General features: G+C 66.8%; 10 protein-coding genes and 2 tRNA genes. 8 read left to right on the forward strand and 4 right to left on the reverse strand.

The window, feature by feature from the left end:
• Positions 1–260: 260 nt before the first annotated feature.
• The 8 genes from ACQQ2N_RS20760 to ACQQ2N_RS20795 all read left to right on the forward strand — a co-directional run bounded on the left by ACQQ2N_RS20760 (position 261) and on the right by ACQQ2N_RS20795 (position 10,982).
• Positions 261–791 carry an REP-associated tyrosine transposase gene (locus ACQQ2N_RS20760; protein ID WP_440223481.1) on the forward strand — a complete coding sequence of 177 codons (531 nt, stop codon included), beginning with the start codon at positions 261–263 and terminating at the stop codon, positions 789–791.
• A gap of 478 nt (positions 792–1,269) precedes the next feature.
• Positions 1,270–2,880, forward strand: a complete 1,611-nt coding sequence (locus ACQQ2N_RS20765) for a sensor histidine kinase (RefSeq protein ID WP_440223482.1) — start codon at positions 1,270–1,272, stop codon at positions 2,878–2,880.
• Positions 2,881–2,964: 84 nt separating this feature from the next.
• Entirely contained in the window at positions 2,965–4,419 is a 1,455-nt protein-coding gene (locus ACQQ2N_RS20770; RefSeq protein ID WP_440223483.1) for a sigma-54-dependent transcriptional regulator, read from the forward strand.
• A 200-nt stretch (positions 4,420–4,619) separates the two neighbouring features.
• Positions 4,620–5,363 carry a TfpX/TfpZ family type IV pilin accessory protein gene (gene tfpZ, locus ACQQ2N_RS20775; protein ID WP_440223484.1) on the forward strand — a complete coding sequence of 248 codons (744 nt, stop codon included), beginning with the start codon at positions 4,620–4,622 and terminating at the stop codon, positions 5,361–5,363.
• A gap of 407 nt (positions 5,364–5,770) precedes the next feature.
• A complete protein-coding gene (locus tag ACQQ2N_RS20780; RefSeq protein WP_440223485.1) occupies positions 5,771–6,193 on the forward strand; it encodes a pilin in 423 nt (140 codons plus the stop codon).
• Positions 6,194–6,417: 224 nt separating this feature from the next.
• A complete protein-coding gene (gene pilB, locus ACQQ2N_RS20785; RefSeq protein WP_440223486.1) occupies positions 6,418–8,145 on the forward strand; it encodes a type IV-A pilus assembly ATPase PilB in 1,728 nt (575 codons plus the stop codon).
• 4 nt (positions 8,146–8,149) lie between these two features.
• Positions 8,150–9,424: a type II secretion system F family protein gene (locus ACQQ2N_RS20790; RefSeq protein WP_440223487.1), complete on the forward strand. Its 1,275-nt coding sequence runs from the start codon at positions 8,150–8,152 to the stop codon at positions 9,422–9,424.
• 685 nt (positions 9,425–10,109) lie between these two features.
• Positions 10,110–10,982 (forward strand): prepilin peptidase, encoded by an 873-nt coding sequence (locus tag ACQQ2N_RS20795; protein WP_440223488.1) that lies wholly within the window; start codon positions 10,110–10,112, stop codon positions 10,980–10,982.
• Positions 10,983–11,481: 499 nt separating this feature from the next.
• Here the strand turns inward: ACQQ2N_RS20795 and ACQQ2N_RS20800 are convergent.
• The 4 genes from ACQQ2N_RS20800 to ACQQ2N_RS20815 form a co-directional block, all read right to left on the reverse strand.
• A tRNA-Val gene (locus ACQQ2N_RS20800) sits at positions 11,482–11,556 on the reverse strand.
• A 34-nt stretch (positions 11,557–11,590) separates the two neighbouring features.
• Positions 11,591–11,666 (reverse strand) — tRNA-Thr (locus ACQQ2N_RS20805).
• A gap of 81 nt (positions 11,667–11,747) precedes the next feature.
• Entirely contained in the window at positions 11,748–12,152 is a 405-nt protein-coding gene (locus tag ACQQ2N_RS20810) for a type IV pilin protein (RefSeq protein WP_440223490.1), read from the reverse strand.
• 82 nt (positions 12,153–12,234) lie between these two features.
• On the reverse strand, positions 12,235–17,523 hold the full coding sequence (locus ACQQ2N_RS20815; protein WP_440223491.1) for a pilus assembly protein: 5,289 nt from the start codon (positions 17,521–17,523) through the stop codon (positions 12,235–12,237).
• Between the last annotated feature and the right edge of the window lie 16 nt (positions 17,524–17,539).

Raw genomic sequence — 17,539 nt, forward strand, 5'->3', positions numbered from 1 at the left:
CGAGCCGCAAAGTGTAGCGAGGCTTTCGCGAAAAATAAACGGTCAAGCGCGACCGGCTCGTCAAGTCGATCCCGCCGTGGCGGGTATCGTCACCTCACGCTCGCGAAGGCTGCTGCTGCGCACCGCTCCGCACGGCGGCGGAATCCGCTGCGCGGGTTCCGCCCTACCGGAGAAGCGCGCTACGCGTAGGGCGGAACCACCGCAGGTGATTCCGCCGTGAACCGCGCTACGATGCCGGTCTCGTGGCAAACGGACTCGCCATGCCGAACTATCGTCGAGCCTCGGCGCCGGGCGCCACGTGGTTCTTCACCGTCACGCTGCTGGCGCGCGGTGGCAACGATCTTCTTGTGCGCGGGATCGACGAACTTCGCGCATGTGTCGCGCGTGAGCGTGCCCGCCGGCCTTTCACGATCCAGGCGTGGGTGGTGCTGCCGGACCACATGCACTGGATCTGGACACTGCCACCGGGTGATGCGGATTTCTCGACGCGCTGGCGACGCATCAAGACCGACTTTTCACGCACGCAGCATGACCGCGAATGGCGTTCGGGCTTGCGCGAGCGACGTGGCGAGCGCGCGATCTGGCAGCGGCGCTTCTGGGAACACCTGATCCGCGACAGCGACGACCATCGCCGGCATGTCGACTACATCCACTACAACCCCGTGATGCACGGACTCGTGTCGCGTGCCGCCGACTGGCCGCATTCGAGCTTTCGCCACTTCGTCGCCCGCGGGATGTACGCGGAGGACTGGGGCGATGGCGGCGCCGCGGACATGCCGGGCGACGACTGACGATGACGGCGGAATCCGCTGCGCGGGTTCCGCCCTACCGGAGAAGCGCGCCACGTGTAGGGCGGAACCGCCGCAGGCGATTCCGCCGTGGCGGGTGTCGTCACCTCACGCTAGAGAAGACTGCTGCCACGCACCACTCCGCATGATGGCGGAATCCGCTGCGCGGGTTCCGCCCTACCGGAGAAGCGCGCCACGTGTAGGGCGGAACCGCCGCAGGCGATTCCGCAGTGGCGGGTGTCGTCACCGCACGCTCACGAAGGCTGCCTTTGCCGCGGCGGGGGCTGCTGCCGCGCACTACTGCGCATGACGGCGGAATCCGCTTCGCGGGTAACGCCCTACCAAGGCGCGCGATGGGCGGAACTACGGCAGGCGATTGCCTCGCCAACCGCGTCGCCCTGCCCCAATCTCCATTCCACTTTGGCTTTGCGTCGCAAGTGCCTATACTGAATGGAATTGCTGATGTCGGGGATGACCAGCCGTGCAATCCTCCGGGGATATCACGAGGCGCGAGCTCTACTTTTTCAATCTCTACCGCATGCTCGAGGGCATCGTGTATGCCGCCCTCGTCCTGAGTCCGCTCGCGGTGGACTGGGTCAGGGTCAGCCATCCGGTCGTCGGGCGGCTGACGGCTCTCGTCTACCTCATCGTCGCGTTCGCCCTGCTGGTCTCGACCGACCGCATGCGCCGCCGCATCGGCCTGAGCATCGGCTGGGCGCTGTTCATGGACATCTCCGCCGCGTCGCTGATCCTGTTCGCGCTCGCGGGCGGGCACGGCGCGATCCCGATCATGCTCATGGTCAATGTCGGCGTCGGCGCGCTGCTGCTGCCGTTCCGCCAGTCGATCCTGCTTGCGGGCGTCGCCGCGCTCGGCGTGATCGCACCCGATGTCGCCCACTACCTGCAGCACGGCGAGGTCCAGCGCAGCCTGCTCGAGAGCGCACTGTTCGGCCTCGCCTACTTCGCGATCGCGGGCCTGTGCGCGCACCTCGGCCGCCAGATGCGCGAGACCGAAGCGCTCGCCGAGCAGCGTGGCGCCGACCTGCTCAACCTCGAGCAGGTCAACGACCTCATCATCCGCCGCATGAAGACCGGCGTGCTGCTCGTCGACGGCGCCAACAACATCCTGCGCATCAACGAATCGGCCTGGCACCTGATCGGCAACCCGTCGCCGAACCAGCGCGATCTCGGCGCCGTGGCCTCCGAACTCTCGCGGCGCCTGTACCACTGGCGCCATTCGGGCCGCATCGACCAGACACCCGTGGCGCTCGCCGCCGACGTGCCCGAGGTCATCCCGCGCTTCTCGCGCATGGCGCCGAACGACGACACCCACGTGCTGATCTTCCTCGACGACACCTCGCTGCTGTCGCGGCGCGCCGAGGAGATGACGCTGGCCTCGCTCGGACGCCTGTCCGCGTCGATCGCGCACGAGATCCGCAACCCGCTCGCGGCGATCCGATATTCCGCGCAGCTGCTCGCCGAATCCGATGCCCTCACCGAGGAGGACCGCCGCCTCGTCGACATCGTGAACAACCACTGCACGCGCGCCAACGAAGTCGTCGAGAACATCCTGCAGCTGTCGAGGCGCGAGCGCTCGCGCCCGGAGAGCATCGACGTCAACGCATGGGCACTCGCCTTCGTCGAGGAGTACAAGCAGAACAACGACCTCGGCAGCGACCACCTGCGCGCGATCACGCAGAACCGCACGATCGAGGCGATGGTCGATCCGCAGCATCTGCAGCAGGTGGTCTGGAACCTCGTCCAGAACGCGATCCGCTACGGCCGCGAACCGGGCGAGGCCGCGCGTGTGGTCGTGGTCGCGCGCCTGGCCACCGACAAGGGACCGCCGCTGCTCGAGGTCGTCGACCGCGGCCCCGGCATCCCGGCCAAGGTCGCCGCGCAGATCTTCGATCCGTTCTTCACGACGAGCGACTACGGCACGGGCCTGGGCCTCTACCTCGCCAAGCAGATGTGCGAGGCGAGTCAGGCCTCGCTCGAATACGTGCCGGTCGCCGGCGGCGGCGCCTGTTTCCGCATCACGCTGGCAGCGGCGGCGAGCATCGACGGCCGCCGTCCCGCCGTCGCGATGTAGGCGGCGCGCCGGGACACCTTTCTTTGCCTTCCCCCGCGACACGGATTAACCTTGCCGCAGGGGCCTGCCCGCATTGATGGACGCATGAGCAAACAATACGCACTGGTCATCGACGACGAGCGGGACATCCGCGAGCTGTTGACCCTCACGCTCGGACGCATGGGGCTCGTCGTCGAGACGGCCGCGACCGTCTCGGAGGGCAAGCAGCGCCTCGCCGAGCAGCGTTACGCCCTGTGCTTCACCGACATGCGCCTGCCCGATGGCACCGGCCACGACGTGATCGAGCTGATCGCCTCGAAGTACCCCGAGACGCCGGTCGCCATGATCACGGCCTACGGCAACGTCGACGCGGCCGTCGTCGCGCTCAAGGCCGGCGCCTTCGATTTCGTCTCCAAGCCCGTCGACATCAACGTGCTGCGCCGCCTCGTGCAGACCGCGCTGCGCCTGTCGGAGGAAAAGCGCGCGAGCAGCGACGCGAGCAGCGCCAAGCTCATCGGCGACTCCACCGCGATGGAGGAACTGCGCGCCACGATCGCCAAGGTCGCGCGCAGCCAGGCACCGGTCTACATCGCCGGCGAGTCGGGCGTCGGCAAGGAACTCGTCGCGCGCCTGATCCACGAGCTCGGCCCGCGCGCCGCAGCGCCGTTCGTGCCGGTCAACTGCGGCGCGATCCCGTCGGAACTCATGGAAAGCGAGTTCTTCGGCCACAAGAAAGGCAGCTTCACCGGTGCGCACGCCGACAAGGAAGGCCTGTTCCAGGCCGCCCACGGCGGCACGCTGTTCCTCGACGAGGTCGCCGAACTGCCCGTGCACATGCAGGTCAAGCTGCTGCGCGTGATCCAGGAGAAGGCCGTGCGCCCGATCGGCGCACGTGCCGAGGTGCCGGTCGACGTGCGCATCCTGTCGGCCACGCACAAGAACCTCGCCAAGCTCGTCGACCTCGGCGCGTTCCGTCAGGATCTGTTCTACCGCATCAACGTGATCGAGCTGCGCGTGCCGCCGCTGCGCGATCGCCGCGACGACATCCCCAAGCTCGCCGGCCGCGTGCTCGAGCGCCTCGCCCGCGATTCGGGCAGCTCGCCCGCGCGCCTGACGCCCGACGCGCTCAAGTCGCTGCTCGCCTACGAATTCCCGGGCAACGTGCGCGAGCTCGAGAACGTGCTCGAGCGCGCCGTCGCGCTGTGCGAGAACGGCACGATCACCGGCGACGACCTGCGCCTCGTCGCGCGCGGCTCCGGCATCAGCGCCAGCGAGCAGGCCGATCGCTGGGCCGCCACGAGCACGCACGCCGCGACACCGCCACCGCCGTCCGCACCGCCCCACTCGCCGGAGCGCCACAACCCGTACGCCGATCCGGTGCCTGCCGTCGCCGCCGACACCACGCTGAGCGACCTCGCCACGACGGTCGCCGAGACCGAGCGCGCCGTCATCATGAAGGCCCTCGAAGCCACGCGCTGGAACCGTACTGCGGCCGCGCGAGCCCTCGGTCTCACGTTGCGCCAGCTGCGCTACAAGCTCGAGAAGCTCGGCATCGAGTGACGCGGCGGCGGCAGCCGCCGCCGTGCGTCACCGCACGCGTGTCGCCCGCCTTCGCCCCGGCGGCACGAACGCACCGCGACATGCCGGATGCACGGCGATCCTCGAGATGAATCGTCCGCGCAGGGGCCCGCCCGACACGCTTCGCACGGCGCCGCCACGGCGATAGGATCGCGGCACCGTTCGTCATGGGGTTGCGTGCCATGTCCCGCTGGAAAGCCTTCGCGATCCACCTCTCGATCAGCGCAGTCGTCGGCCTGCTCGCCCTCGCACTGCTGTTCGGTGTCTGGTATCCGCCGCCCTACTTCAAGGCCATGGGCGGTGCCGACCTCACGTTGATCCTGCTCGGCGTCGATCTCGTGCTCGGCCCGCTGCTCACGCTCGTCGTGTTCAAGTCCGGCAAGAAGTCGCTGCGCTTCGACCTGTCGGTGATCGGCCTGATGCAGGCCTGCGCGCTCGTCTACGGCCTGCACGTGATCACGGTTGCGCGGCCCGCGTTCATCGTCGGTGCCGAAGGCCAGTTCTCCGTGGTCGCGGCGAACGATTTCTCGCCCGAGGATTTCGCCAAGGCCACGCGGCCCGAATTCAAGAGTCCTTCCTGGACGGGCCCACGCCTCGTCGGCGCACGCCTGCCGACCGATCCGAAGGCGCGCGCGATCCTCGACGATGCCGCCTTCACCGGCAAGGACATCGACCTGTTCCCGCAGTTCTTCACCGACTACGACAGCGTGGCCGGCGACATGGCGGCCAAGGCCAAGCCGCTCGCGGACCTGCGCAAGACGTCTGCGGATGCTGCCCATCAGGTGGACCGCTGGCTCGCCGGCGAGAAACGCGACGAAGCCTCGGTCACGTGGGTGCACCTGCGCACGCGCCAGACCTTCATGACCATGCTGCTCGACGCACGAAGCGGGCAGCCGATCGACGCGCTGCCGATCGACGCGAACTAGGCGTCACGCGTTATGGAACGCCGTCGCGCGTCATGATGCGACGCGCTGACAATCCTGGTCACAACCTGACGAAATGCGCCCATGCTGCCAGCCACGCTGCCTCAGAGGCGGCACGCCGGCGTCATCGTTCCGTCGGACGGAACCGTGACGCCTTATGCAAAACAAGCACATGCACAAAACCCGACCCGTCCGCGAGGCGTGACAGCCATCAACGAAAAAAAACCTGCGGGTGACTTTCGTCATGCTTGGCACGGAAGCTGCTCTATCCCTTTCACGCTTCCGGTCGTATTCGAAGCGGGCGGCCAGGACAGCTCTCCCGGGTCGAGCAAGACCGAAAGTTTTCAGGGGAAATCCGGATTTACCTTTCAGCGTCACCACTCTCTCACTCAGGAACCAACGTCATGAACATGAAGAAGGCCCAGGGCTTCACGCTTATCGAACTCATGATCGTCATCGCGATCATCGCCATCCTCGCCGCGATCGCCCTGCCGGCGTACCAGGACTACACGATCCGCTCGAAGGTCAGCGAGACCAACGTCGCGATGTCGGCGGCCAAGCTCGCGGTCGCCGAGACGGCGCAGGCGCGTGGCATCCTCGCTACGGCTGTCGCTGACAACACCGCTGCTGGTTACGACAGCCCGACCACCCAGTACACCGCCAGCGTCATCATCGCCAATGGCATCATCACGGGTACGACGCGTAACACCGGCGCTGCGGTCTCGCCGATTCTCGTCCTCACCCCGGCTCAGGCCAACACGACCGTGCCGGTTCAGTGGACCTGCTCGACCTCTGCCGGTCTTTCGAAGCACGTCCCGGCGACCTGCCGTTAATCGCTGATCCACCGCGATTTCAGGCTGCATCAAAAGCCCCGCACGTTGTGCGGGGCTTTTTTTCGCCCTTAGTTGCACAGAGCCGCTAGCGGACTTTGGCGGTCGCTCGCGGCACTCAGAACGCTTATTCAACGCCATCTTCACAAAGAGTGACGGAACGCGTTCTCTGGCGCGTGGATTTGGAGTAGATTCCCCACGGGTTCGGGGACTTGCGCGATATTCCTATGGCGACACAGATGAATCCGGCATCGTTGGCGGGCCTGTCCGGCGTCAGCCGGCGCCTCGTGGCCGAAGGCACGCTCGGCGAACAGGACGCACGCAAGGCCATCGAGGATGCCGCGAAGCAGAAGATCCCGATCGGCGCGTGGCTGACCGAGAACGGCCTCGTCGGCAGCGCGCAGCTCGCGATGGCCTCGGCGTTCGAGTTCGGCGTACCGCTGTTCGACGTGACCGCGCTCGATCTCGCGCAGATCCCGATCAAGCTCGTCAAGGAAGAACTGATCGCCAAGCACAAGGCGCTGCCGCTGTTCAAGCGCGGCAACCGCCTGTTCGTCGGCGTGTCGGACCCGACCAACCTGCGTGCACTCGACGAGATCAAGTTCCAGTCCAACCACATCATCGAGCCGATCCTCGTCGACGAGCAGCAGCTCGAGCGCGCGATCGAGCAGGCGCACAACGCGACCAGCACGACGATCGACGGCATGGACGATGCCGACGGCCTCGAGAACCTCGAGCTCGGCGACACCGGTGACGAAGGCGAGAGCACGGGCGTCGACGCCTCCGGCGGTGACGACGCGCCGGTCGTGCGCTTCGTCAACAAGGTGCTCGTCGACGCGATCAAGCGCGGCGCCTCGGACATCCACTTCGAGCCCTACGAAACGAACTACCGCGTGCGCCTGCGCATGGACGGCATGCTGCGCCACGTGGCCTCGCCGCCGGTCAAGATGACCCCGCGCATCTCGTCGCGACTCAAGGTCATGTCGGGCCTCGACATCGCCGAGAAGCGCGTGCCACAGGACGGTCGCATCAAGCTCAACCTGTCCAAGACCAAGTCGATCGACTTCCGCGTCAGCACCTGCCCCACGCTGTTCGGCGAGAAGATCGTGCTGCGCATCCTCGATGCCTCGGCAGCGAAGCTCGGCATCGACAAGCTCGGCTACGAGCCGGACCAGCAGAAGCTCTTCCTCGACGCGATCGAGAAGCCCTACGGCATGGTGCTCGTGACCGGTCCGACCGGCTCGGGCAAGACCGTCTCGCTGTACACGGCGCTCAACATCCTCAACACCGAAGGCCGCAACATCTCCACGGTCGAGGATCCGGTCGAAATCCGCCTGCCCGGCGTCAACCAGGTGCAGCAGAACGCCAAGCGCGGCATGACGTTCGCCGCGGCGCTGCGCTCGTTCCTGCGCCAGGATCCCGACATCATCATGGTCGGCGAGATCCGCGACCTCGAGACCGCCGAGATCGCCGTGAAAGCCGCGCAGACCGGCCACATGGTGCTGTCGACGCTGCACACCAACGACGCGCCGCAGACCGTGGCTCGCATGATGAACATGGGCATCGCGCCGTACAACATCACCTCGGCGGTGACGCTCGTGATCGCGCAGCGCCTCGCACGCCGCCTGCACGACTGCAAGCGCGCGATCGAACTGCCCAAGGCCGCGCTGCTCGCCGAGGGCTTCAGCGAAGCCGACATCGCCGCGGGCATGACACTGTACGAAGCGGTCGGCTGTTCGGGCTGCAACGAGGGCTACAAGGGCCGCACCGGCATCTACCAGGTGATGCCGATGAGCGAGGACATCCAGAAGATCATCCTCTCCGGCGGCAATGCCCTGCAGATCGCCGCGGAGGCCAAGCGCATCGGCATCAACGATCTGCGCGCTTCCGCACTGATGAAAGCCCGCCAAGGTGTTACAAGCCTTGCCGAAATCAACCGCGTGACCAAGGACTGATCCCATGGCAACCACCGCTACGGCCCGTGCCGGCCTCAAGCAGAGCGTCGGCAAGTCGCGCGCCCAGGTCAGCGACATGCAGACCTTCACCTGGGTCGGCATCGACAAGCGCGGTGTCAAGATCAAGGGCGAGCAGATCAGCAAGAACGTCGGCCTCGTCAAGGCCGAGCTGCGCAAGCAAGGCATCAACCCGCAAAGCGTCAAGGCCAAGGCCAAGCCGCTGTTCGGCGCGGCCGGCAAGACGATCACGGCACGCGAGATCGCGATCTTCGCGCGCCAGCTCGCGACGATGATGGCCGCGGGCGTGCCGATGGTGCAGGCGTTCGAGATCGTCGCGGGCGGCCAGAGCAACCCGCGCATGAAGAACATGCTCACCGACATCAAGACCGAGATCGAGGGCGGCCTGTCACTGGCCGAGGCGCTCGGCAAGTATCCGGTGCAGTTCGACGAGCTGTTCCAGAACCTCGTCAAGGCCGGCGAATCGGCCGGTGTTCTCGACACGATCCTCGACACGGTCGCGACGTACAAGGAGAACATCGAATCGATCAAGGGCAAGATCAAGAAGGCGATGTTCTACCCGGCGATGGTGCTCGCCGTCGCGGTGATCGTCTCGGCGATCCTGCTGATCTTCGTGATCCCGCAGTTCGAGACGGTATTCAAGAACTTCGGTGCCGACCTGCCGGCGTTCACGCAGTTCCTCGTCGACACGTCGCGCTTCATGGTCGCGTACTGGTGGATCGTGCTCGGCATCTTCATCGCCGCCGTCGTCGGCATCGTGTTCACGTACAAACGTTCCGACAAGTTCGCGCATTTCGTAGGCCGCATGCTGCTCAAGTTGCCGGTGATCGGCGAGATCCTGCGCCAGTCGGCGATGGCGCGCTTCGCGCGCACGCTCGGCGTGACGTTCAAGGCCGGCGTTCCGCTCGTCGAGGCGCTCGATTCGGTGGGCGGCGCGACCGGCAGCGTGGTCTACAACGAGGCGGTCAAGCGCATCCGCGAGGATGTCGCGGTCGGCCACCAGCTGCAGCTTGCGATCCGCCAGACCGGCCTGTTCCCGAACATGGTCGTTCAGATGGTCGCGATCGGCGAGGAAGCCGGCGCGCTCGACGCGATGCTGTTCAAGATCGCCGAGTTCTACGAGCAGGAAGTCAGCAACGCGGTCGACGCGCTGTCGAGCCTGCTCGAACCGTTCATCATGGTCATCATCGGCGTGATCGTCGGCGGCATGGTCATCGGCATGTACCTGCCGATCTTCAAGCTCGGTGCGGTGGTCGGCTGACCGGTCTGCAGCGACACCCTTCGAAGGCCGCGACGCTCGACGTCGCGGCCTTTTTCGTTTGCGAAGGGGCCCCGCGCCGCGGGTTGCGCCCGGGCACGCGGTGTCGGCGAGGAGACGCAGCGATCCGATCCTGATGCCGCCGTGTGTGGCGATCTGCGATCAGAGGTTGCGGGTCGTGATGCGGCGACGCGCGCCACGGCGGAATCGCCTGCGGCGGTTCCGCCTGCACGTGATGCGCTTCTCCGGTAGGGCGGAACCCGCGCCGCGGGTTCCGCCGTCATGCGGAGGGGTGCGCGGCAGCAACCGTCACCGCAGTAAAGGCAGCCTCCGCAAGCGTGCGGCGACGATACCCGCCACGGCGGAATCGCCTGCGGCGGTTCCGCCTGCACGTGATGCGCTTCTCCGGTAGGGCGGAACCCGCGCAGCGGATTCCGCCGTCATGCGGAGGGGTGCGCGGCAGCAACCGTCATCGCAGTAAAGGCAGCCTCCGCAAGCGTGCGGCGACGATACCCGCCACGGCGGAATCGCCCGCGGCGGTTCCGCCCTACGCGCCAATACCGCCATCTCTCGTGCGAACCTCCGCTCGCACATCACGTCACCGCTTCGATGCGCCGCGGCCGCGCTTCCCCTGCCACCGCGCGATGCCGCATGATCGACACGTTGTCGCCCTGGGGACTCGACTCGCATGGACTTCACCTGGCTCGCGGAACCCGCGCTGCTGATTCCGCTCACGGGCGTGCTCGGCCTGCTCGTCGGCAGCTTCCTCAATGTGGTGATCCTGCGCCTGCCGAGGCGTCTCGAACACGAGTGGCAGGCGCAGGCGCGTGAACTGCTCGGCCAATCGGCACCGGTCGCCGAGGACGTGCCACCGGACCTCGTGTTCAAGGGCTCGCACTGCGTGCACTGCAAGCATCCGCTGTCACCACTCGACAACATCCCGCTGCTGAGCTTCCTCGCGCTGCGCGGCCGCTGCCGCTACTGCCGGACGCCGATCTCGTGGCAGTACCCGCTGGTGGAGCTGCTCAGCGCGCTCGCCTGCGCGGTGATGGCGTGGAAATTCGGTTTCGGCTGGCCACTGCTCGCCGCGCTCGTGTTCACGTGGATGCTGCTCGCCGCATCGGGCATCGACGCGCGCACGCAGCTGCTGCCGGACCAGCTCACCCTGCCGCTGATGTGGCTCGGCCTGCTGCTGTCGCTGCTGCCGATGTTCGTCGACGCACCGACCGCGATCATCGGCGCGGCGATCGGCTGGCTGAGCCTGTGGTCGGTGTTCTGGCTGTTCAAGCTGCTCACGGGCAAGGAGGGCATGGGCTACGGCGACTTCAAGCTGCTCGCCGCGCTCGGCGCATGGATGGGTGCGAGTGCGTTGCTGCCCGTCATCCTGCTGTCGTCGCTGATCGGCGCGATCATCGGCGGTGCGATCCTGTCCATCGGAGGCAAGGGCCGCGACACACCGATTCCGTTCGGCCCGTTCATCGCCGCCGCGGGCTGGGTATGGTTCGCGTTCGGCGACGAACTGCTCGCGCTGTACAAGGGATGGTTCTTCGTGGCGACGTGACGATTGTCGGAGCGCGCGCAGGGCGGAATCCGCGCAGCGGACTCCGCCGCGGACACCGACACATGGTCACGGAACGCGGGGCGTGATGCGCCAACGCGAGGCACGGCGGAATCGCCTGCGGCGGTTCCGCCCTACGCGTCATACGTGTCTCGCGTCGCGTGGAACCCGCGCAGCGGATTCCGCCGTGGACACCGACACATGATCACGGAACGCGGGGCGTGATGCGCCAACACGAGGCACGGCGGAATCGCCTGCGGCGGTTCCGCCCTACGCGTCATACGTGTCTCGCGTCGCGTGGAACCCGCGCAGCGGATTCCGCCGTGGACACCCAGATGCGATCACGCCAACGCGGGGCGTGATGCGCCAACGCGAGGCACGGCGGATTCGCCTATGGCGGTTCAGCCCTGCGCGCCAGACGTTCGCTCGCGCACGGCGGCGGAGGCCGGGGGCATCCGAAAACGAAAAACCCGGCGCGAGGCCGGGTCATCGAGGCGCGACATGGTGGGCGGTACAGGGATCGAACCTGTGACACCTGCCGTGTGAAGGCAGTGCTCTACCGCTGAGCTAACCGCCCGGGGTGTCGCGTGGAACGGGATATTGCAGGAAGCTGGTGCCGGAAATAGGAATCGAACCTACGACCTCATCATTACGAATGACGCGCTCTACCAACTGAGCTATTCCGGCGAAGGGCGCGAAGTATAGACGGGTGTGCGATGGCCGACAAGCATTCCGGCCCGACATGCATCGACACGACACACGTGTCGATCACCAGCAGTCGGAAGCCGGCAATGAAGCGCCCCCGGTGACCGTTTTCGTTCCGCGGTGGTCGAGGACGAGGGTCTTGCACTTGTCGGCGACCTGCCCTCCGGTTGGCGCGGCCGTGATCGTGTACGTCGTCGTGGTCAGGGGATTGACGACGATGGTGTAGTACGCCGTGCCCTGCCGCGGCGACTGCGTGAAGCCCGCGGGTGCGGAGGCGCCGTAGCTGCGGTCGAGCGTATAACGCCGCTCGAAATTCTGAGCGAGCTCGAGCACGTCGGCCTTGGCCTGTGCACGACGCGACTTGCGCACGTGCTCGTTGTAGTTCGGCAGCGCAATCGCCGCGAGGATCGCGATCACGGCGACCGTGATCATGAGTTCGATGAGCGTGAAGCCCCTGGACGTTTTCAAGAGACACCCCTGAAGGTCATGGCGATGGTGCCGGATAAGGAAAGCGGTGCCCGGCGATCATGCCGGACACCGCGAACGTCCATCAACGCATCTGCTTCCACGAGATGCGTCCGCACGGGATCAGCTTGCCGGCCGGCTTGTCACCCGAGTTCGGCGAACGCCACGAGCAACTCTTCACCTCGGGCGACGTGCACTGCGGACGCGTGTCGCCCTCGGTGCACTCCGCGCATCCCGGCGTACCCGGCACGCATTCGGTGCAACCCTCGCTGCCGGGCAGGCACGGCACGGCCGGCAGCGGCGGGCGGATCACGACGATCGGCGGCTCGCCCGGCGGCGGGCCGCGAACGGTATCGATGCCGATGAGTCCCGCAGGCGGCTCGCTGCCCACCGGCCAGCCGCCCGGCGGCGGGATCGGGCGGTAGTCGGCCGAACCGGTCAGCGCATCGAGCACCATCGTCGCGTTCTGCGAACCGGGCTGGCACGAGTCGCCTTCCGGCCGGAACGTGTTGAACAGCACGTTGCTGAGAATGCCGTCCGGCGTCGCCGTGATGCGCTCGCCCGCCATGCTCTGCGCGCAGCCCGCGCACGTGAGGTCGAGGTACCAGCCGAGCTTGCCGGCCGGGAAATCGGGCGCGCGGAAGTCGACCGGCCAACGCGTCGCCTGGCGTTCGCCAGCGGCGTTGTAGCTCGTCATCGTCTGCTGCACGAGGTCGACGTAGGTACCCGCGCTGCGCGGCGCGGCGAAGTACAGGTCCGACACCCAGTTGTTGGTGACGGGATTCCACATGCGCGTGTCCCAGACACCGTAGATCGTCTCGACCGACGCACGCGTGCCCTGGCCGAGGCGCGTCGCATCGGCATCGTCGACGTTGAGATAACGACCCGTGCCGAAGATCACCATCGTGCCGCCCAGACGGTTGGCCACGGTGTAGACGCCGCTCGTGATCGACTGGCGCTTGCCGGTCGGATCGGTCGCGCGGAAGATCGGCTGACCGCCGTTGCCGAGGCTCCACGTGCTGCCGTTGAGCTCGAAGCGCCACAGGTTGCCGAGGTAGTCGCCGGCATAGATCGTGTCGGCCGCGCCGTCACCGTTGTTGTCGACCGGCACCGCGGTGGCGAGGCCGTTCGGGCCGGTCGTGCAACCGGAAGCCGTCGACGCGCAGCCGACGCCCGTATCGATCGTGGCGATCTCCGCACCGGTCTGCAGGTTGCGGATGAACAGCACCGCACGCTGCGCTTCCGCCGCCGTGCGTCCCGTGCTGTTGAGGCCGTTGCCGAACACCGCAATCCAGCGGCCGGCGCCGTCGATGCCCATGTACGGGCGGCCGACGAACTGGCCCATGCGTCCGTCGTCGCGGTCGCCGAACTCCCACATGACGTTGCCCGCGACGAAGTTGCGCGGATTGGTCACGTCGAGCGCGAACACCGAGCGACCACCGACGGCACCCGAAGGCAGCGTCGCGGCGCCGGTCGAGGAGAGCAGCACCGAGCGCCAGTTGCCGAGATAGGCATCGCCCACCGTCGGCGAACCATCGACGTAGAAGCGGTGCTGATAGCCCGGCTGCGCGAGCTGGTTGAGGTTCTTGAGCACCGCGTTCGGCATGTACGCGAAGATTTCCCTGCCGCCGTCAGCGCCGCTGCCACCTTCGAACGCGTGCAGCATGCCGTCGTTGGCGCCGACGTAGATGACCGGATTCTCGGAGTTGGTGCCGTAGATGCCGCGCTTGCTCGCGACGAACGCGGCATAGCTCGAGGCCGCTGCAGGGCTTATGGTGCTGAGCAGCGTGCCGTAGCCGAGACTCGTGACACCCGTGACGGCCGGCGTCGAATTGAGGATGTCGCCGAGCTTGGAGCCACGCTTGCGGTACGGGCATGTCGCCGTCGTGCAACCGGTGCCGCCCTGCTCCTTCGACTGCTCGCCCTTGAGGAACGCGACGAGGTCGTCGTTGGTGTAGAGCGTCGTGTCGAGCGTGCCGCGCACGTCGGCCATGAGGCCGGCCGTGACGAGGTCGGCACGGTTGAACGGCACGGCGCCGTCGAACTGGAACGGCGAGGTCGTGCGGCGCTTCGACGTGAACACCTTGCGCGCGGTCGGCGAGGGCATGTTCGCGCTGACGCTCCACACCGGCGTGACCGCCGCATAGGTGCCGTCGGAGCGCAGGTTGTAGGCCTTGAGGTCGCCCGACCAGTCATCGCCCTTGTACGAGGCCTCGTAGGCGAGCGTCGAGCCCGGCGTGTAGCGCGGCGTGCTCGTCGCGACGCTCGCGGTGGGCTGCGAGTTGGCAAGGATGTCGATGAACGCACGCTCGAGCTGGGCACGCAGGTTGGCCGGGTTGGTCACCAGGAAGTAGTTGTCCGGCACGCCGTCGCCGTCGAGATCCCAGCCACCCGGATTCGGCGTACCGTACTTGGCGGCGTACCAGAGCGGGTCGTTGAGGAAGTACGCACTCGGGCGCGAACCGCTCGCCGTCGGCGTGAACACGCGCGTCGAGTTGATCGGCAGCTGCTGGCCGCAGGCGCCCGTGGTCACGCCGATGCAACCGCCCGGCAACGTCGGGTTCGGCGTATTGAGGTCGTACGGCATGAAGGTGCCGGCGCCCGAGTCGGTATCGCGCACGTCGAGGTAGACGCCGTCCTGGGTCGTGCCGGACATGACGTAACCCATGTTCTGGTCCGCACTGCCCGCTGCGTACTCGGAATTGAGCGTGACCGTCACCGTGCCGTCGGCATTCGCGATGATGAGGTAACGCACGATCGCGTCCATGTCGTGGTCGTTGCCCTGCTCCACGTCCTCATAGTTGATGCGGAACACCGCGTAGGGGCGTCCCGCGTTGATCGTGACGTCGGTGGGCTGGCCCGGCAGGTTGACGATCTTCTCGACGTAGAAATCGACGATCGTGTTGGTCGGCTTGCGCGCGCCTTCGCCGAACGTGCCGCTGGCGGTCTTCGCGAACGGCAGCAGCGTGACCTTGCCGTCACCCCACGGGAAGTCGATGCGCGGCAGCGGCGACGCCAGCGCGATCGAGTAGGTGGCGAGGTTCTGCGGACCCTCGGCCGTGTTGAGGTCGGTGTTGCGCGCGTAGCGCGCCACGCTGGCCGCATAGTAGGTGCCGCCCTTGGTAGGCTCCTCGGGCGCGAGGCCACGGATGTTGCCGAAGCTCGACGCACTCTTGGCGGTCGGCGCACCGTCGGTGCTGCCGGCGACCTCGCCGATGAAGATGTTGCGCGAACCGGCGCCGAACTCGGCATTCCAGATCGCCTGGCCTTCGCTGGCGGCGTTGAATCCGGTGATCGAGGCCGGCGTCGTCGAGGTGGTCGTGATCGCACCGGCGAAGGCGCTGCCGGGCAGGTCGCCGTCGTAGCTCGGGTTGATGTCGCTGATGACGGTCTGGTACGGCTTGGCGCACGCGAGGAAGCCGCCGCCGCCCTGCGCGACGGTCTTGTACGGATCCTTCCACGTGGCCTTCTCGAGGCCCATCGTGGTCTCCTCGCCGTTGCCCGCGCTGCCCGAGTTGGCGTTGAAGCGCGCGGTCGGCGCTCCGGCGCCGGCGAAGTAGCGCATGCTCTCGTACATCATCTCGGCGATCGGGTTGCCCCACATGCGGCACTCGCCGTTGTTGATCGCGCGGTCGCCGACCGAGGGGCAGCTGCCGGTGCCGCCGCCCCAGTTCCAGTTCTGGTCGTTCGAGTAGTTGTCGGTGCCGCTGTTGTAGGCGCCACCGATCATGCGCAGGCGGCTGATCGAGTTGGCGATGCCGTTGACGCCGGTGCGGAAGATGCCGTTGGCCGGGTCGATCTCCTCGCCGAAGTTGCCGACGTTGCGGCGCAGGACGCCGCCTTCGAGGTTGTTGAACTGCGAGCCCGTGATGAGGCCGAAGTTCATGCGGCCATCCTCGCCGTAGTCGTGCAGGATGCCGGTCGGCTTGAACTGGCCGTTCGGGTAGGCCTTGCAGGTCGCCTCGCGGACACCGGCATTGCTCGCGCCCGACGGACACGACAGCACGCGCACGTAGTAGTCGTCACGCGTGACCGCAGGCGAAGGCGGCCTCAAGTTGTAGGTCGTGATGGTGGTGGTGCCGAGGCCGTGAGTCGAACTGCTCGGCACGACGGTCCAACTGCTGGCACCGTTGCACGTCGTCGCGGTGGAACTGGTATTGCAGGTACGCCACTGCAGGCGATACCCCTCGCCACCATCGTTCTCCTCATGCCGGAACTTGAACGTGTAAGTCGTGTTGGCAGCGAGCGTAAGGACCTGGGTCATCTCGGCATCACCGCAGGTACCGAAACCGCGACCACCATAACAACCGGCCGTCGCGATGGACGTGGTGCCGGAGAACATCTCCAGGTCGATCGCATCGTCACCGTCGACACGGAATTGGTAACGCGTGGTGGCGCTGTTGACGCGCACCGATCCCGTGATGATCGAGAGGAACCAATCCTGCTGAAGATTGTACGGGTTGCACGCAAGGCTCTGGCAGTTGATCGTGTTGATGTTGCCGCTGCCGAAGCGGTTCGCGGGGATCGCGTAGGTGTCTTCCATCGTCGTGAAGCTGCCACGGTTCGTGGGGTGGCCCGGGAACGGCGCGATGCCGGCCGCGACGACGCAGTCCACGCGCGAGTTGGACGAGGTGAAGCACTTGTTGCCCGCGACCGGTCCCTCGATCGACAGCCAGTTCCAGACGCGCTTGTCGGTGTTCTTGAGCACGCGGAACAAAGGTGCCTGGTAGGCGGGGTACGCGTTGCCGTTGCCGGTGACCGTGGTCACCGCGAACAGGTGGTAGCGCCCCGTGTCGGGGATCGAGAGCGGCGCGTAGCGGCTGATGTCGTAGCCGTCGCGCGCGACGCTCTGGTACTCCTTGCCCCAGCTGTGGCCGTCCTGCGGGAAGAACGCGCCCTGCAGGATCGTCTGCGTGGTCGAGTCGGTCTGGCGCCAGCCGCCGTAGAGCACGCGGCGCAGGGCATCCATGCGCGACGTGGTCAGGTAGTTGAGGAAGTCGCCACTCCACTGGCCCGAGCACTGCTTGTTCGCGGTGGCACCGGCCGGCACGAACTTGGCGCCGTCCCACGTGTAGCACGCATTCGAATTGAAGTAGCCGTAATAGGTGATCGTGTTCGGCTTGTAGCCGATGTCGAGCGCACCGTCGCCGTCGAGGTCCGAGGCGTCGTTGTAGGCCTCGTAATAGATCTTGTGATCCTTGCCGAGCACGAGCATGTTCAGCGGTGGCTGGCTCGTCGCACTGAACAGGGGCTGCTGGGCGACATCGACGCCGCCGACCGACGTCTGCGCGGCGACATCCGGCGCATGGCCGATGCCGGCGGCGAGGCAGACGGTGCCGAGGAACGAGGCGAGCTTGAGGTTGAGACGGTTCATCGCTGACTCCCCGCTG

The sequence above is a fragment of the Dokdonella aquatica genome (assembly GCF_051987395.1).
GTDB lineage: Bacteria > Pseudomonadota > Gammaproteobacteria > Xanthomonadales > Rhodanobacteraceae > Dokdonella.

Bases quoted from the DNA above. Each gene is read 5' to 3' on its own strand.
- ACQQ2N_RS20760 (WP_440223481.1), top strand. From the start codon at position 261: ATGCCGAACTATCGTCGAGCCTCGGCGCCGGGCGCCACGTGGTTCTTC.
- ACQQ2N_RS20770 (WP_440223483.1), top strand. From the start codon at position 2,965: ATGAGCAAACAATACGCACTGGTCATCGACGACGAGCGGGACATCCGC.
- tfpZ (WP_440223484.1), top strand. From the start codon at position 4,620: ATGTCCCGCTGGAAAGCCTTCGCGATCCACCTCTCGATCAGCGCAGTC.
- ACQQ2N_RS20780 (WP_440223485.1), top strand. From the start codon at position 5,771: ATGAAGAAGGCCCAGGGCTTCACGCTTATCGAACTCATGATCGTCATC.
- pilB (WP_440223486.1), top strand. From the start codon at position 6,418: ATGGCGACACAGATGAATCCGGCATCGTTGGCGGGCCTGTCCGGCGTC.
- ACQQ2N_RS20790 (WP_440223487.1), top strand. From the start codon at position 8,150: ATGGCAACCACCGCTACGGCCCGTGCCGGCCTCAAGCAGAGCGTCGGC.
- ACQQ2N_RS20795 (WP_440223488.1), top strand. From the start codon at position 10,110: ATGGACTTCACCTGGCTCGCGGAACCCGCGCTGCTGATTCCGCTCACG.
- ACQQ2N_RS20815 (WP_440223491.1), bottom strand. From the start codon at position 17,523: ATGAACCGTCTCAACCTCAAGCTCGCCTCGTTCCTCGGCACCGTCTGC.